The organism is Chitinophagales bacterium (assembly GCA_020636495.1).
Lineage (GTDB): Bacteria > Bacteroidota > Bacteroidia > Chitinophagales > Chitinophagaceae > UBA5543.
The window spans coordinates 2,803,811-2,821,594 of record JACJXQ010000008.1; the positions used below are offsets into that span (position 1 = coordinate 2,803,811).

The 17,784-nt window shown below is 42.6% G+C and carries 13 protein-coding genes; 4 read left to right on the plus strand and 9 right to left on the minus strand.

What is annotated here, in order from left to right; translation table 11 throughout:
* Window positions 1–17: 17 nt before the first annotated feature.
* From H6550_12510 to H6550_12525, 4 genes are all read right to left on the minus strand, one after another.
* The gene (locus H6550_12510) at window positions 18–947 is read right to left on the minus strand and encodes a GDP-L-fucose synthase (protein MCB9046946.1); all 930 of its coding nucleotides are present in this window, start codon (window positions 945–947) and stop codon (window positions 18–20) included.
* A gap of 8 nt (window positions 948–955) precedes the next feature.
* Window positions 956–2,068, minus strand: a complete 1,113-nt coding sequence (gene gmd / locus H6550_12515) for a GDP-mannose 4,6-dehydratase (protein ID MCB9046947.1) — start codon at window positions 2,066–2,068, stop codon at window positions 956–958.
* A gap of 30 nt (window positions 2,069–2,098) precedes the next feature.
* Complete coding sequence (locus tag H6550_12520) at window positions 2,099–3,217, minus strand: glycosyltransferase family 4 protein (GenBank protein ID MCB9046948.1); 1,119 nt, start codon at window positions 3,215–3,217, stop codon at window positions 2,099–2,101.
* Between the two features lie 204 nt (window positions 3,218–3,421).
* A complete protein-coding gene (locus H6550_12525; protein MCB9046949.1) occupies window positions 3,422–5,893 on the minus strand; it encodes a polysaccharide biosynthesis tyrosine autokinase in 2,472 nt (823 codons plus the stop codon).
* 522 nt (window positions 5,894–6,415) lie between these two features.
* On the opposite strand from H6550_12525, the gene H6550_12530 reads away from it, so the two are divergent.
* On the plus strand, window positions 6,416–7,702 hold the full coding sequence (locus H6550_12530; protein MCB9046950.1) for a chloride channel protein: 1,287 nt from the start codon (window positions 6,416–6,418) through the stop codon (window positions 7,700–7,702).
* Here H6550_12530 and H6550_12535 read toward each other — a convergent pair whose 3' ends face one another.
* Together H6550_12535 and tsaD are read right to left on the minus strand one after the other, a co-directional pair.
* Window positions 7,703–8,413: a methyltransferase gene (locus H6550_12535; GenBank protein ID MCB9046951.1), complete on the minus strand. Its 711-nt coding sequence runs from the start codon at window positions 8,411–8,413 to the stop codon at window positions 7,703–7,705.
* Entirely contained in the window at window positions 8,413–9,423 is a 1,011-nt protein-coding gene (gene tsaD / locus H6550_12540) for a tRNA (adenosine(37)-N6)-threonylcarbamoyltransferase complex transferase subunit TsaD (protein MCB9046952.1), read from the minus strand. Before tsaD ends, H6550_12535 begins: the two co-directional genes overlap by 1 nt.
* 574 nt (window positions 9,424–9,997) lie before the next feature.
* On the opposite strand from tsaD, the gene H6550_12545 reads away from it, so the two are divergent.
* From H6550_12545 to H6550_12555, 3 genes are all read left to right on the plus strand, one after another.
* Window positions 9,998–11,290, plus strand: a complete 1,293-nt coding sequence (locus H6550_12545) for a serine hydroxymethyltransferase (GenBank protein ID MCB9046953.1) — start codon at window positions 9,998–10,000, stop codon at window positions 11,288–11,290.
* A gap of 81 nt (window positions 11,291–11,371) precedes the next feature.
* On the plus strand, window positions 11,372–13,633 hold the full coding sequence (locus H6550_12550) for a hypothetical protein (GenBank protein MCB9046954.1): 2,262 nt from the start codon (window positions 11,372–11,374) through the stop codon (window positions 13,631–13,633).
* Between the two features lie 10 nt (window positions 13,634–13,643).
* Window positions 13,644–14,390 carry a polyphosphate kinase gene (locus tag H6550_12555; protein MCB9046955.1) on the plus strand — a complete coding sequence of 249 codons (747 nt, stop codon included), beginning with the start codon at window positions 13,644–13,646 and terminating at the stop codon, window positions 14,388–14,390.
* On the opposite strand, the gene H6550_12560 is transcribed toward H6550_12555, so the two are convergent.
* From H6550_12560 to H6550_12570, 3 genes are all read right to left on the minus strand, one after another.
* Window positions 14,380–15,246: an alpha/beta hydrolase gene (locus H6550_12560; protein ID MCB9046956.1), complete on the minus strand. Its 867-nt coding sequence runs from the start codon at window positions 15,244–15,246 to the stop codon at window positions 14,380–14,382. The genes H6550_12555 and H6550_12560 overlap by 11 nt on opposite strands.
* A gap of 68 nt (window positions 15,247–15,314) precedes the next feature.
* A complete protein-coding gene (phaC, locus tag H6550_12565; GenBank protein ID MCB9046957.1) occupies window positions 15,315–16,370 on the minus strand; it encodes a class III poly(R)-hydroxyalkanoic acid synthase subunit PhaC in 1,056 nt (351 codons plus the stop codon).
* A gap of 463 nt (window positions 16,371–16,833) precedes the next feature.
* Window positions 16,834–17,769, minus strand: coding sequence for a hypothetical protein (locus H6550_12570; GenBank protein MCB9046958.1), 936 nt, complete (start codon window positions 17,767–17,769; stop codon window positions 16,834–16,836).
* Between the last annotated feature and the right edge of the window lie 15 nt (window positions 17,770–17,784).

A 17,784-nucleotide genomic window follows, 5' to 3' on the forward strand; every position in this document is an offset into this window, starting at 1 on the left:
ATTATTTTCAGTAAAGGTTATGCCTGCACGGCAAATTTTTCTTTGTATACGCTTTCTATGCCTTGCCGTAATGATATATTAGGTTTCCAGCCCAGTTCATTTATCTTACTATTATCCATCAGTTTGCGGGGGGTACCGTCTGGTTTTGACTGGTCCCATTTGAGACCACCTTCATAACCAACTACATCCATTATCAATTCAGCCAGAGCTTTAATACTTATTTCAGACCCCGAGCCCACGTTTATATGTCCCGCTTCGCTATAGCTGTTCATCAGGAAAACACATGCTTCTGCAAGATCATCCACGTGCAAAAATTCCCTGAGAGGTGAACCTGTGCCCCACAACGCTACATTATCGTCGTTACGCTGCATTGCTTCGTGAAACTTCCGGAGCATGGCGGGCAACACATGAGAGTTGTTCAAGTCATAGTTGTCATTAGGGCCATACAGGTTGGTTGGCATAGCCGAGATAAAGTCGCAGCCATATTGCGCCCTATATGCATCGCACATTTTAATTCCTGATATCTTGGCTATTGCGTAAGGCTCATTTGTGGGTTCTAGCAGGCCTGTCAGTAGTGCATCTTCCTTCATAGGCTGTGGTGCCAGCTTCGGGTATATGCATGAAGACCCCAGAAACAACAACTTCTTCACCCCATTTTTATAGGCATGGTGTATTACATTGTTCTGTATCATCAGGTTATCGTACAAAAAATCTGCACGATAGGTATTATTAGCCAGTATTCCACCAACCTTTGCTGCTGCAAGAAAAACATATTCGGGTTGTTCCTCGCTAAAAAAAGATGCTACAGCCTGTTGATCACGTAGGTCCAGCTCCGCTGAGGTCCTGTAAATAATATTTGTATACCCCTCAAGCACAAGCTTCCTCAAGATGGCACTACCAACCATGCCTCTGTGGCCAGCTATATATACCTTGTCATTTTTGTTCATCTCCCTCATTAATCGTGCTGTTGTATAAAATCGTAGCCTGCGTCCCTCAGCAACTTGTCTTTCTTGAATGCTTCCACATCTGCTTCTACCATTTCTTTTACTAGTTCATCCAGTGGTGTTTTAGCCTGCCAACCCAATTGTTTTTTCGCTTTGGTAGCATCGCCTATCAACAGATCAACTTCTGTAGGCCTAAAATATTTCGGATCAACAGAAACAACTTCCTGTCCTGCTTTCATCATGCTATCTTCTCCGCAATGCTTAACGATCCCTTTCTCATTCACACCCTCACCCACAAACTCCAGTTCTGCTCCCACTTCCCTGAAGGCCATTATAATAAAATCCCTCACAGTAGTAGTTACACCTGTTGCTATCACATAGTCCTCGGCTTTTTCCTGTTGCAGCATCAACCACATCGCTTCCACATAATCCCTGGCATGTCCCCAATCTCTTTTCGCATCCATATTGCCAATGTAAAACTTGTTCTGCAATCCGAGAGATATCTGTGCGACTGCCCGTGTTATTTTGCGCGTAACAAATGTCTCACCCCTTAACGGGCTTTCATGATTGAACAAGATACCATTACAAGCATACATATTATATGCTTCTCTGTAATTCACTGTTATCCAATAACCATATAATTTGGCTACACCATAAGGAGACCTGGGGTAAAACGGGGTTGTTTCTTTCTGAGGTATCTCTTGAACTTCACCATATAGTTCAGACGTTGAAGCCTGGTATATCTTAACCTTTTCAGTCATATTCAACAGGCGTACTGCTTCTAATATTCTCAGGGTGCCTATCGCATCTGTATTGGCAGTATACTCCGGCGTTTCAAAACTCACCTTTACATGGCTCATGGCCCCTAGGTTATATATTTCATCAGGCTGCGCTTCCTGTATGATACGTATAATATTAGTGCTGTCGGTCAGGTCGCCATAGTGCAATATGAAATGCCTGTCCCTTACATGAGGATCCTGGTACAAGTGGTCTATCCTGTCGGTGTTAAAAAGAGAGCTCCTTCTCTTAATACCATGAACTACATATCCTTTTTTCAATAGAAACTCCGCAAGATAGGCTCCGTCCTGGCCGGTAATACCTGTTATTAATGCAACTTTCGCCATGTTGAAATTTATATTGTTATACCGCAGGACCTAACATCCTGCAATAATATCAGACAAGCGTTGTTTATACTTGTTAAATGAGAAATTATCAAGTGTTTTTTGCCTGATAGTACTTCTTTCCTGTTCGTTATTGCGCCTGTTATTCTCTATATGCATCTTCAGTGCGTCACCAATTTCTGTTACACTATTTGGATCGACAAGTGTACCCAATTCACCGTTAATCAGCGCGTCCACACTTCCATCTGCATTACCGGCAATTACCGGCACACCACATACCAGAGCCTCTATGAACACGATACCAAATCCTTCCTTACGACTGGGCATAATATAAACATCCGCCATCTGGTAATGTGCTACCAATTCCTCCTCCCGTAGAAAACCGGTCAGAACAACATGACCCTGTAGTTTATATTTGGCCACAAGCGTATCAATCCGGGCCTTTTCAGCAGCGTCATACTTTCCTGCTATCACATATTTGCCCTGTGGATGTTCTTTCACTAAAATAGACAAAGCTTCGATCACTTTATCGTATCCTTTAAACAGTTCGGTATCAGAAATCCTTGTAAGTGTATATATGACAAAATCTTTACTACTCAGGCCATAGCGTTTACGCAACTCATCCGACCGTCTAACAGTGTCAGGGATCGGAAAATAAGGATCAATTGTGTTTGGAAAAACCGTGATTACTCCCTCCTTTATGCCATTTACATCTTCTATTTTCTTCCTGGTAAAATTACTTACCGATAATATCTTGTCAGCAACATACAACAGCTTTCTTTTAATACCCTTCAACTCCTGCCAAACCTCAATACCATGTGTGATCAATATGACCTTCTTTGAAGGATATAGGTACTTGATAGCCACACCTACAATAGCCAGGTTGACATGACCAATAAATATTACATCATACTTACCTGCAGTCATTATACTGCTAAGTACAAACGGCACCTTCCTTGTCGCGAAACATTTATACCTATTCTTCGGATAATAATGTTCTGTTGCAGTTTTATCGTAAGCAGAAATAGAGTAACTATCAGTCTCCCCAGTCATATCCAGTTCATTCAAGGCCTTCAGAAAGCACTTATTGAACCTTTCTATCCCACCTGTTTGCGAAAATGCGGTAAGATTAAGAAATAGTACTTGCTTCATCTGGTTGGTCTGGTTGTACCTTTATTTTTGTTCCGTTTTTGATACAGCTTCGCTATTGTCAGTCACATTGCAAACATGTAACGAACCGGGTATTAACCATTAAAACTGCACAAATCCTTATACGATGATTTTCTTGATCTCAATAAGGATGTACAACTGTTAGATAGGGCAATGTATAAACGGGAGAAATAGTGTATTTAAAGACTATTTACGGCGCTTGCCTTTAAATACATTTTTAAATCGGTCCTTCAGTTTATCCATCGGTGTTTGTTCTGTCTGATAGTAGCCCGAGCCATGCTCGCCATAACCATAGCCGTAACCATAGCCATAGCCATAACCATAACCGTAGCCATAACCATAGCCATATGAGTAGCCCCTGGTAGCCACTACGTCGTTTATTACAAAATTAATCCTGGATATTCTGCCGGTCCTTTTCAGGTCATTTGCCAATTGTATCTGCTGTTTGTATGTATAGCCTTGCCTTACGATATACAAACAGGCATTGGCAAACCTGTTAAGCAATATGGCATCTGTAACCAACCCCGCAGGTGCAGTATCTATTATTATAAAATCAAAATCCTGCTTAAGTTGTTCAAACATCTCATCTATCCTTGGCATCATCATAAGTTCTGCGGGGTTAGGAGGGATATGACCTGAAGACATTACAAACAAATTCTCATCAATACCTGAAGGAATTATTATATCATCCAATTCGTACTGTCCAATAGCATAACCCGAAATACCAATGGACTTATCCAGGCCCAGGTGTTTTGATATCTTAGGTTTACGAAGATCAAACTCTATCAATAGTACTTTACTTCCGGAAATTGCAAATGTTATAGCAAGATTGATAGCCGCAAACGACTTACCCTCTCCTGACATACTTGACGTCAGGAGTATTGTTTTATCTTCTTTTCTGGGTAAAAGAAACTGAATATTAGTACGCAATGCCCTGAACTGTTCAGCAAGAGCAGTATTACTGTTTCGCTTGATCGCAATCTGGCTTTCGTCCTCTTTAAAGTGTCCGATCTCGCCCAACACAGGTATATCTGAGGTATTTTCTATATCAGCTTTGGCAATTATCTTGTTGTTCAGTAAACGTCTTACTGAGAAGAATATCATAGGTATCAGGAATCCTATCAACAATGCTCTGTTTTTGATCCTTCCGGCATTGGGAGATATGGCACCGTGGCTTACAGCCTCGTTGATAACAGTGATATTAGCGGTTGTGGCAGCTTTTGTAACAGCTGTTTCCTCTCTTTTGGTCAGCAATAATATATAAAGTGCCTGTTGTACAGATTGTTTTCTTGATTTTTCAAGGAAAAGACGCTCCTTTTTAGGCACCATCTTTATCTGCTGGTCAATAAGACCTGTCTTTTCTTTCAGCTCTTTGATCTTTACCTGCAGCCCCTGTTTTATTACGGCGATATTGTTATCTATCAATTTCTTCTGGCCTTCAAGGTTCTTATCAATTGCCTGTATCTGAAAACCACCCTCCTGGTGACTGATCAATTTCAATTCGCGCTCTGACAATAACTTATTGTACTCATAGAGTGCATTCGTCAACAACTCGTTATCCATGAACAACGTTGTCGGCACCAGTTGGTAATTCTTAGACGCTTTCGCAACATTATCTTCAAGTACCTTTATCAGCTCCATTTTCAACTCAAGGTCTGACAACTCCTGATAGTACCTGTCAGTATTTGAATACAACAACTGAGATTGCATTTCAGGAGCTGTAAAATCATATTCCTTTTTGAACGTCTCGATATCTGTTTCTACACGGCCCAGTTCAGAATCTACCGCGTTGATGCGTTCATTAATAAAGTTGATGATGTTCTCTGCATTCTGGTTCTTTTCATGCACGTTTGCCACCATGTATACATCAACAAGGGTATTGATGATATCAACACCTCTTTGTGGCAACACATCCGTCGTTGTAATATTTACTGAGTTGTCCGTTTTGTCAGGCCTGTTTGTGCCAATACTACCTACAAACGACCTTGCGGCACTCATCTGGCTAGTTATCACAACCTCATATTCATTACCGGTATGTAATGGGTACCCGGTAAGCCTGATAATGGCCTCTCCAAATGGCAAATTCAGGTCAACATCGGGTTTCCCTGCAGTATATGTTTCAGTGCCTTTGGTTTTATATTTAAATGATCCGTCATCATTAAATACGAAAATATATGAATATCCCCTCTCTAAACCACTCAAAGTGCTATCTTGAATGGACAACACAAAAGGACTGTTATTATAAAATTCAGTGGTCTTAAAACGCCCGTATTCGTAATACCTTACATTCAACCTTAGCTTGGCAACAACCTGTTTCATCAGTTCGTTCTTCTTGAACGAACGCATTACATTATTGATGTTATCTCCACTATTCCTGTTAAATCCCATCTCAGTCAGGATCTTTGCTTCACCTGAAACGGTCATACTACTGCGGCTATCCTCAACAAGTATCTCATTGCCCATCTGGAATACTGGCGTAGTGTAACGCAAGTAGAGGAATGCGATCAAATATGCGATACCAAGACTGGCTATAAACCATGGCCAGGTGGCCAGCAAAGTGGTAAATATCCACTTCAGGTTGAGTAAACCACCATCAGTCTCATTTGTTGTCTCGCTTATCGGGTTGGTATTGTTATTATTAGAAACGCCGTTCTCCATTAATTATAATATTAAAGCGCAATACTTTTATAAGGTTAGTATGATTGCATGCCATTTGTCAATATACAAACAACTAACCTCCTATTATTTTGCATACTTGAAAAATAATACAAATATCAATCCACTTCCATGGCTGATATTGCGTGCAAAAGTAATTTAAAAAAGTTACACCTAAAACTGACAATATTAACTAATCGAAAAATAAACCAAATTATATTAAGAATAATTTAATAAATATACTGCTATTAATCTATATATTATAATCACATGTAGCTTCGCTGACAATATTTGCCTTTGTAAATAGGCATTAATTAAACACATACACATAAAACAAATTCACGCTACCTTTTTATCTTTACTGTGACGTACCTTTGCAGCGCAACAATGACGTATTATCAAAAACACTTAGGGCGGTTACTGATCAAGCTCGACCATGTAAGGACCAAATACGTACGGCATAGGAACTTCATCATATTCGTAAGTTTCATTATAGGTGCTTTATCGGCTTTAGCTGCTGTCTTTTTGAAATTACTGGTAGGTTTTGTAGAACACCAGGCGGGAAGACTTAACGACCTGATGAACAGCAACTGGCTGACTGCCATTTTCCCTCTTATTGGTGTTGGCATTTCCTTTTTGCTGCTCAAAAGAGTGTTCCGAGGCAAACTTACCCGGGGGGTTGGATTTATACTGAAAAGTATTCTTACAGAAAAGAGCAGAATAGGTATACAACATACTTTTGGGCACATACTCACCAGCGCAGTTACCGTTGCTATGGGCGGCTCTGTTGGCCTCGAGGCCCCTATTGTTGCCACAGGAAGTGCCATTGGTTCAAACACAGGACGCGACCTGAGATTATCGTACAGAGACACAACTTTATTAGTGGCTTGTGGAGCTGCCAGTGGTATCGCGGCGATCTTCAACAGCCCGATAGCAGGAATAATTTTTGCACTGGAAGTCTTACTGCTCGACTTTAATATCCCATTTTTCATACCTCTGCTCATATCTACTGCTACCGCAACGGTAATATCGCAGGTCTTATATCCTGAAAAGTTTTTTGTTTTCAATATCCAGGCATGGGATATGGCATCTATCCCCTTTTATATCATGCTGGGCGCTATTTGCGGGCTTTTATCTGTTTACACTACTAATATTGTTGAACGATTGGAAAACAGGTTTGAAAAAATGCCTAAAACCTATAAAACATGGCTCAGGGGCAGCATTCCGCTATGTCTGATAATATTTGTTGTACCCAACCTGTATGGTGAGGGGTACGGACTGATAACGAACCTGTTGAACGGCAATACAGAAGCATTGACAACACACTCTTTCCTGAAGAACTTCGGCAATATACATGTTGCTATCATTGGGATGAGTCTGCTGGTCATCTTGCTAAAACCATTTAGCGCGGGTTTTACTATTGGCGCCGGTGGCAATGGCGGTGTATTTGCGCCATCACTGATAATCGGCGGTACTGCCGGGTTTGCGTTCTCATATGTTGTCAACCTTCTTTCGGGCCTTACTCAATTCTTTCCCGGTTTTGAGACAAATTTTACTGTAAAATCAACCAATTTTATAGTAGCAGGAATGGCGGGGGTACTGGCCGGAGTGATGCATGCCCCGCTCACAGCCATATTCCTCCTGGCTGAAATAACTGGAGGGTACACTTTGTTCATTCCACTCATGATCGTTTCGGCAATTTCATATTTTATGACGCGCAAATATGTAAAACAATCACTTTATCATAAATCACTCATAGAAAGCAAGATCATCAGTCAGCGGTACGATGGAGATGAAGATGAGATATTGTGATCATATATTCAGGTAATGCGGCGACATCAGTTTACAAAACTCCTGTGTATAGACATTACCTTCTTTCCTGATGTACAATTCTTCTGTTATCGTTTGCCTACCAACACCGGCACTACACATCGCAACGATCCGGTTGGCAGAACGACCAACGGATGGATGCACATTCAGTTTTCTTATCACCTGCCAGTTATTTTCATCAAGCAATTTCTGCCATCGCGTAAATTCGTCAACCGGTAACAGTATTGAAACAAGGCCATGATCAGTAATGTTTTCTTTTATTGTGATAAACAGCTCTGTGTAACTCAACGTGACTGTATGCCTTGCTGTATTGCGCTGGGGCGTTTCCCCTAAAAGGCTGTTATTAAAAAAAGGTGGGTTCGTTATGATAAGGTCGTATTTAGTTACACCACGATAGGCCCGTGCATTGACATGTAGTACGCGTACCTTATCAGCCCGGTCTGACATAGCAACATTTTCCCTTGCCTGCAGGCAAGCAGCTTCATCAATTTCCAGGGCATCAACCAAAACGTCAGCTTTATGTGCCATCATTAGCGCCAGAAGCCCCGTACCTGTGCCAATATCCAGTACTCTATCACACCCTGCAGGTATATCGGTCCAGGCACCTTGTATACAAGCATCTGTTGAAACCTTCATGGCGCACTTTTCCTGGTGGACTGTAAATTGTTTGAACCGGAAATAGGAGTTACTCATTACCATGAGGCTTTTGCGGTAGGACACACATCCAAATCAGCAAACATGCCTGCAAGGTATTTGTAATAACCGGTTATACCTATCATAGCAGCATTGTCTGTGCAATATTGAAACTGTGGGATATATGCCTGCCAACCATTATTAATACACATCTCGCTGAAGGCTGTTCTCAAACCACTATTTGCTGAAACACCGCCCGCAATGCCCAGGTGCTGCACTTTATGCTCTTTTGCGGCCAGTTCAAGCTTTTTCAGCAACGTTCTGATTATAGTATCCTGAACTGAGGCGCAGATGTCATTGATATTTTCTGTGGCAAAATCAGGGTTATTCTTTTTTTCTCTTTGAAGAAAATACAACACAGATGTTTTGATGCCACTGAAACTGAAATTATACCCTTTCATATCCGATATCGGAAAACTGTATTTATGCGGGTCGCCTTCTTTTGCCAGTTTATCTACAACGGGGCCTCCGGGGTATGGCAGTCCCAGCATTTTAGCAGTTTTATCAAATGCTTCACCGGCAGCATCGTCTATCGTTTCGCCCAGCACTTCCATATCCAGATGGCTGCGACAAAGCACTACCTGGGTATGACCACCGGATACTGTAAGACATAAAAACGGGAAATCCGGGTGCGGCTCGTCTATAAAATGTGCTAACACATGTGCCTGCATGTGATGAACAGAGACCAAGGGAAGGTTCAAAGCCTGCGCATATGATTTGGCAAAACACGAACCTACCAGCAACGAACCTATTAAACCAGGCGATTGTGTAAAAGCAACCGCATTGATGCTGTGTTTGTCTATACCCGCATCCTGCAAGGCCACTTCCACTACCGGTACGATGTGCTGCATATGCGCCCGTGATGCCATTTCCGGTACTACGCCCCCAAATCGCTCATGTACCTTTTGGGTTGCTACCAGGTTACTTAGCACTTTACCATTGCGTATTACAGCCGCACTGGTATCATCACACGAAGACTCTATGGCCAATATGTTAATATCTGCTGACATCTGAAGACGTTTCGACCCACAAAAGTACTGTTTTAAGTAATTACCCTATGGTAATATCAAGGCGACCTGACCGAACCGGATACTACCGCCTGACATAAAACTTCAAAATATAATAGGACACCCCCAGAAGGATAACCAGGATGTAGAAAAACTTGTTAACCTTATTACTTGCTTTGTAATACCGTTGTAAGTGCTCATAAAAAGTATTCTCTATCATTCCCCTGCCAAGTATTCGTAGCGAAAGCATGAAAATACCCGGCCTATTGCCTTTGATCGCATACAAAGACAACATCAGCAATTTGGTAAAAATAAAAAGTACTATCAGGAGCAAGATTATTTGCTTAGCATGAAATACTATAAAGTCGCGTAACATGTGTAATACGTTTCCAGTAAGTTTATGATCCTCTTGTTGCAAATATCAAAATAAATATCAATAAACGCAATTATGAGTAAAGTCAGCCGAAAGGTCTACAAATATCTGGCACGACTTCCTTACCCATGTCACGGCCTTTATTGAAAGCCTGTCTTTCATTTTCCACTCCGTTTCAATTATATTGCAGGTAAATTTTACTACATGCAAAAAGATACTGTCATCTTTGGATTGATAAACGAAGAACTGGAACGCCAACGCAGGGGCCTGGAACTTATAGCATCTGAAAATTTTGCCAGCTCGCAGGTAATACAGGCTATGGGGAGTGTGCTGACAAATAAATACGCTGAAGGTTATCCCGGCAGACGTTACTATGGCGGATGCGAAGTAGTAGATAAAACAGAAACTTTAGCAATAGAAAGAGCGAAAGAAATATTTGGCGTGGATTATGCCAATGTCCAGCCTCACAGCGGATCACAGGCTAATGCAGGCGTTATGCTGGCTGTACTCAATCCCGGTGACGTGATACTTGGTCTCGACCTGAGTATGGGTGGTCACCTGACACATGGCTCGGCGGTTAGTTTCTCAGGTAAGTTATACCAGGCTTTCCACTATGGCGTGCGTAAAGAAGATGGCCTGGTAGACTACGATGACATGGAAAAGAAGGCAATGGAGCATAAACCTAAATTGTTGATATGTGGTGCTTCTGCCTACAGTCGCGACTGGGACTATGTACGCATACGTGCTATTGCAGACAAAGTGGGTGCGCTCGTACTGGCCGATATCTCACATCCTGCAGGCCTTATTGCAAAAAAACACCTGAATGACCCTTTCGAACATTGCCATTTTGTTACCACTACCACGCACAAAACACTACGCGGGCCTCGTGGTGGTTTGATCATGATGAAGCGTGACTTTGAGAACCCCTGGGGTATTACCGGGCCAAAAGGAGAGATACGTATGATGAGCCAGCTTATTGATCTTGCTGTATTTCCCGGTATACAGGGCGGGCCGTTGGAACATACTATTGCTGCAAAAGCCGTTGCGTTCCATGAGATATTACAACCGGAATTTGGCATATACACACAACAGGTTATTAATAATGCACAGGCTCTGGCACAGGCATTGGTAGCCAAAGACTACCACGTAGTATCCGGCGGAACGGACAACCACCTGGTATTGATAGACCTGCACAATAAAAATATTACAGGTAAAAAAGCTGAGAACACCTTGGTACAGGCTGATATTACACTCAATAAAAATATGGTACCTTTCGATGATCGTTCTCCTTTTGTTACTTCGGGCATAAGAATAGGTGTACCTGCTGTCACTACACGTGGGCTGAAAGAAGAACACATGGCCCAGATAGTAGACTGGGTAGACCGTGTACTTATGAATCCTGATAATGAAAGTGTTATTGCCGCAGTAAAAGGTGAAGTAAATGAATTCATGACCTCTTTCCCAATGTATACGGGAGAGCTTTCAGCAGTTTCATAATAAATGGTTAATAACCATTATTTGTACACGCTTAACAGCTGCTTTACGTATTTTCGCTTGTTAAGTGTATAAAGTATTATAATGACAAAAAGGATATTCCGTTTTGCTGGGTTATTGGCGTTGATATTATTGTGGGTAAGTCAACCCGCGTCAGCGCAGAAAAGGAAGAAAAAGGACAACGAGGAAAATGAAGTTGCGGTCAGTATCTATGATGTGGATACGCTCATCAATCCTATACCATTACAGAGGCAATTATGGCACGATGGCAGAGGGCATATTGACGAATTTCAGAAAAGAATTGATGAAGCCGATGGTGCGCTGGATGGTAAGGTAACGGTGAAGGATGATACTGTTTTTAGCAGGCTCTTCACCGAATCTTTGCTGAAAGATGTTGACCATTTGGAAATAATGATCGAGAATCTCCCTCCGGAACTGCCTGGCTGGGACGCCCGATTGGAACACAATAATAAACTGCGCTACCTGCAGCAGGTAGACGATCTACTGAAACGGTATCTATCTGATCCTGCTCCCGATGGCTATTTCTACAAAAGACTTACCACTAATCTACGCGAGTTCATTATTGCACACTATGAAGGTAGAATGTCCAGCTTCATAGACGACAATATAAATGTGTATACCCTGAACAACTGTAACCAGATACTGGATACAGGCAATATGGACAGGCAGTTTCTTTACCGCGAAATGGGGAGGAAAGAACCTTCAATGATGATCGACAGGTTGAGTGAGTTTGCACAGCATTCATATGCCTGCGATATTATTGCTGCAGCTGCCAGGGTAGTACCCAACAAAGTATTCAACTATGCTACCTCTACAAGCTACATACGTTATGCAGTAGAACGCTGCCCCGACCCACTCGTGCAAACAATTGTAAAAATTGCACGTTTCTCTAAATCTCCGCTAAGGGCTATGCCTTTTCTCAACGACATTTTTACCGGAAGAAAGACAATACAGGAAATAGACGTGATCACTGCGAACGAAGACCTCTTTTACCAAAACCTGGTACGTCTAAAACTGGAAAATGTTGGCCTTGCGGGAGATACTTACACTGACGAACTGCACTACCGCGGTTTGAGGTATATACGCGAAATGAATGATCTGCATGAAGAAAAACCTCCGGTTCGCTTCAAATGTATTAACGGGCTGGCACCCGAAGTACTGTATTTCATCATGGTATATGGCCAGGATGAAATATACACCAGTAGCTTTGTAGGCACCTTCAACCGTATGATGGAGCGCATGGGTAATATGCACGGAGACCAGTTACTGGACATGGTACACAGGGATAAATTCAGAACTTTTATACGCATGTGCGCAGGCTACAACACTTTGGATCGTTTCCTTGGCACCATGGACTCAACCAGGCGTATTTCTGTAATGACAGACTTTATCGCCGGCCTTGGACATGGCAAAGAAGACGACTTGGAAGATGCAGTGGATGTTGCAGACGCATTTGGCAGTATCAAAGATGAGAACCTGGCCAATTTTCTGCGCAACGAGGTAAAATATAACTACGAACAATCTTACAGGGAAGGCAGCAAAAAAGGAGTGATCGTGTACGGCTTGCTGGCGACCTTATTTGAGGGTACCAAGAACAACGACAACAGTGATGCGGTGCAGGCACAATCATCCAAGCTGAAATTGCCTCCTATCAACCTTGTTCCCTATAACAAGCTGACCAGTGATCAGGATAAAGTCGTTTACGAACAATTCTTCTTTTACGGTGACGAAGATGGTGCAGCATCTTACAATAGCTTCCTGACCAACTTTAAAGACAGAACCAAATGGGCTATTGAGAAAACCGAATACTGGACCAAGATCACTTCTATCTCCGGCAAACCGATTGTGGTATTTGCAAATATGCCATTGGAAGAACCCGAAGATGAAGTAGCCGTAGCCAAAACATGCGAATATCTGGCAGCCAACAATATCCACCCAACTGTATTGGTACACAGGGGGCACAGTTACCACCTCCCACTGACAATTGACAGAATATCAAAAGAAAACAAGATCGTGATCCTGGGGTCTTGTGGTGGATACCACAACCTGTCAACCGTACTTGCTAAAGCGCCGAATGCAAACATAATATCTTCTAAACAAACCGGTGCTATGAGCATCAATGAGCCTATTATTAAAACCATTAACGACCAGATATCTGCAGGACAGGACATCAACTGGATCAACACATGGGCTGGCCTTAGTGGCCATTTCGACCAGGTGCGCGGGCCATATAAAGAGATGTTTGATGACTATGTGCCACCACACAAAAACCTGGGTGCCATATTCATTAAAGCCTATCGCAGGCTGTTCAACGCTGATATGTAAATCGTATTAAATGGGAGAGATAAGGCTGAAAGATATTAGCACCCGGGCACCGAAAGGCTGGGATAAGGATGAAACCAAAAACAAGCTTACGGCTATACTTACAGAGCTGGATGAACTGCAAAACCTGCTGTATGCTGAAAATAAGCATAGCATACTTATTGTTCTGCAAGGAATGGACGCCAGCGGCAAAGACGGGCTTGTCCGCGATGTATTCAGCCATGTCAATCCAAATGGCGTAAGAGTATATTCATTTAAGGTTCCTACTGAGCTGGAACTCTCTCACGACTTCCTATGGCGTGTACACCAGGTCACCCCACCCAAAGGCATGATACATGTCTTTAACCGTTCTCATTACGAAGACATACTGGTCACAAGGGTACATAATATGATTGATGATGCAACAGCCATAAAACGCATCAAAGCCATAAACGATTTTGAGAACCTGCTGGCCAATCATGCCAACACCCATATACTGAAATTCTACCTGCATGTATCGCAAGAGGAACAGCACGACAGGCTTGAAGAAAGGCTGAAAATACCCCGCAAAATGTGGAAATATAACTCCAGGGATTTTGACGAATCCGCACTATGGGATACTTATATGAAGTATTATGAAGAGGCATTTAATGCTTGTAGCGATATTCCATGGCATATTGTCCCATCCGACCAGAATTGGTACAAATCCTACTTCATAGCCGAAAAGCTGCGCAACCTGCTCAACGGCCTGAACATGAAATACCCCGGTATTAAGAAGTAGCTTCCAGGAACTCCTGCATCAACTTATTGGTCTGTTCAGGCTTTTCCAATTGCAGGAAGTGCCCGCAACGAGGCAACATTTCGAGCCTTGCATGAGGTATCTGTGCTACACCACGCTCGGCAAGGTTACGGGTAGACATGAAGTGCAGTTTATTATTGGGTATCAATGCGTCTCTCTCTCCAAATATGACTAACACCCTCTGCTGGATGGTCTTTAGTTGATCAAATACAGGTTCTTCCATCATCCCCATAATGCAGGCTTCTATCATTTTCCGGTATTGCACCATTGGTTGTTTGTTCATCAGGTCTACCAACTCCTGCACCATTCCATCCATTTTTGATGGGTAGTTCATGAAACTTGCCTTTAGAATCTGCCGTAAACTGTTCTCCTCTGTCGAGAACATATCCAGGAAATGAATACTGGCGGAGTATATTGTACGCTCAATATGCGAATAGGTCTCAAAACCGGCAGGCGCACATAATATCATCTCCTTGCAGACAGTCGGGTGATTAATAACCAGGTTCAACAATACATGCCCGCCCATACTATGCCCAACAGGCACCACATTATCCAGCCCAAGTTGCAGCATGAAATCATATACACATCCTGAATAAAAGTTGATACCATAAGGATAATCGCCGCCGTCAGAGTAACCATTGCCCGGCAGGTCAATTGCTATACAGCGATAACGGTCTTTCAGCGCTTCGATATTGAATGCCCATGTCTGGGCATACGTGGCAAGTCCATGAACAAATAGTAAAGTCTTGTCTCCCTTACCCTCGTCTATATATGCCACATTGCAGCCATTGGAAAGGCGTACATAATGCTGTGTATATTTAGTTATCGTTTCAAACATGATCTAATAAAACAGAAAGGCGTACCAAATAAGTACACCTTTCTGTAATATAGTACTTAAAGTGCTGATCAGCAACGTTTAATAACCCATTTTGCTACAGCAGGGCCCAATTCTTTCTGAGACTTACCACCTACAAACACGCCAATATGCCCGCCTGGGAAAGCATATTCTTCCTTGTCCTTGCTACCTATCGCCTTCATTACAGGCAGTGTACTGTCATTAGGTATGATCGTATCCTCCGTTGCATATACATTCAGGTACGGTACAGTCATATTCTTCAAGTCTACCTTGCGGCCACCTAGTTCAAATTCACCTTTTATCAGCAGGTTATCGCGGAACAGGTCTTTTATGTATTTGCGATACATCTCGCCCGGCATTGAAGGCAAGTCACCCTTCCATTTTTCCATGCGCAGGAAGTTCATCATTTTAGCTTCATCACCAAGGCTGTCCATTACACCCAGGTATTTGCTGATGTTCATACTAGGTTTCAACATACCAAAAGCACTGTCTATCATATCGCCGGGTATAGTACCTACAGCATCTACCATAGCATCTACATCAATATATTTTGCCCATGTATACAGCATGCAGTTGCCACCCGGCTCAAAATCGAACGGTGCCACATATGTAGTCAGCGAAGCCAGTTTTTCAGGATACAGGCTGGCATATATCATACTATACGTACCCCCCTGACAGATACCCATCTTGTGTATCTTATCCACCCCATTGCTCTTGCGGATGAAGTCTACCGCGTCGTTCATATAACCATCAATGTAATCTTCCATTGTCAGGTAACGATCAGCCTTTGTCGGGTAGCCCCAATCCATGATGTAAATATCCAGGCCTTCGTCCAGCAGCTTCTTCATCAGGCTGCGGTCCGGTTGCAGGTCCAATACGTCGTGGCGGTTCAGCATAGCGAAAGACACCAGCACGGGGGTGGCGCACTTTGGCTTGCTGTCGCGTGTGTAATGGTACATACTTACGTGGTCGCGCTGCCAAACTTTTTCTTTAGGTGTGGTAGCTACTTCTACATCCTCAATACTCTGTAAGGTTTCGTAACCTTTGGCCAGCTTTTGCGTAGTTGCACTCAACTCTTCGGCCAGCGCTGCGGGGTTCCAATTCATAGTAAATTCTAAAATTTGCGCGAAGGTATGGAGATTTTTTTAAATAAATCCAACTTCGCAAATGAGATAATACTCTAGTAATATACGAAAACGGGCAGCCTGTGTCAAATAATTGATTTTAGAATGCGATGTATTGTTGTTACTGTGATGATTGTGCATTTTCATGATTTGGGGATTATTTTATTGAAAACCAAATAGTTACATTCTAATTTGTTAAGTTTTGTTATTAAAAAACGGCTGTTTTTGTTGCATTATGTTTCAAATAGCACAGACATACCAACAGCCACACATAACATACAAATATACATAATTTTGACCTTATAAAAAACACTCAATACTTAGTGATGAGCCTAAATTCTGAGGAATGCCCCCGGTACGCTCTTCATCCACCAGAAGAACACTCACTCTGCAAAACAACACAGGGAGCTAAAGCCCCCTGTGCACCATACTTATAAAAAATAACTTACCTGACTGAAACAATGGGACAATTGACATTAGCCACACCTGTTGCCAGGATATTAGCCATCTGCGCCTGTGATAAATTGCCAACGTTCATAAAGTCCGCATTATCATACACATTCACGTTCCACAACGGTGAATAACCATTGTCTGACGGAATGGTTGCTACTACATTATGTGTTTGCGCGCTACCCATTTCTGAGACGAAACCTGATGGCGGACCACCGCCCATCATATCTGGATTAATGTTGAAGGTGACAAATATGGGCGATAATGGTACTGCCGAACCGGAAAGTTTCCTCTCGGTAAAGGAGAAATAATACACCACTTTGCCCTTGTACCAGCCCATAACCAGGCCGGCAGGTTCACTCGTCAGACGCCTGGTAGCTTTTGAGCCTTTGGGCACAACCGGGCAGTTGACCAGCATATCAGTTGGTGTCATTGCATAACCTTTATCCGTAATTTCAGCGAAACTGGTAACAGTATTGGCCACATAATCGGCAGGCACGGTCACTTTTATCACCTTCCAAAAATCATTATACCCTGCGTCACCCGGTATTACATCTATAATATTCAGTTGACCTGATACCGGATCGCTTGCCCCATCTTTGAACAATACGTATATCGGTGCAGGCTGAACCGGCTGTACATCAAAATTGTAATATTCCACCATCTGGCCATCAGGTCCTAAGCCCTTTGTTATAAATGGCTCTCCTTTATCATAATCAATGGCTTCGTTGGGTCCCGGCAAGCCATTATTGGCATCGCGTACCATAAGCATACCCGCGCTTGAACTGAAACGGTCTACAGACACCTCTTCTGCCGTTGCCGGGTCTTTACCCATCTCCATAGTTGAGACAGGAGTAATGTTGTTATTTTCTTTTTTACATGATGCCATTACCACGATGGCTGCTGATAACAATAAAATACTTCTTTTCATAATCCTTGTTCTATG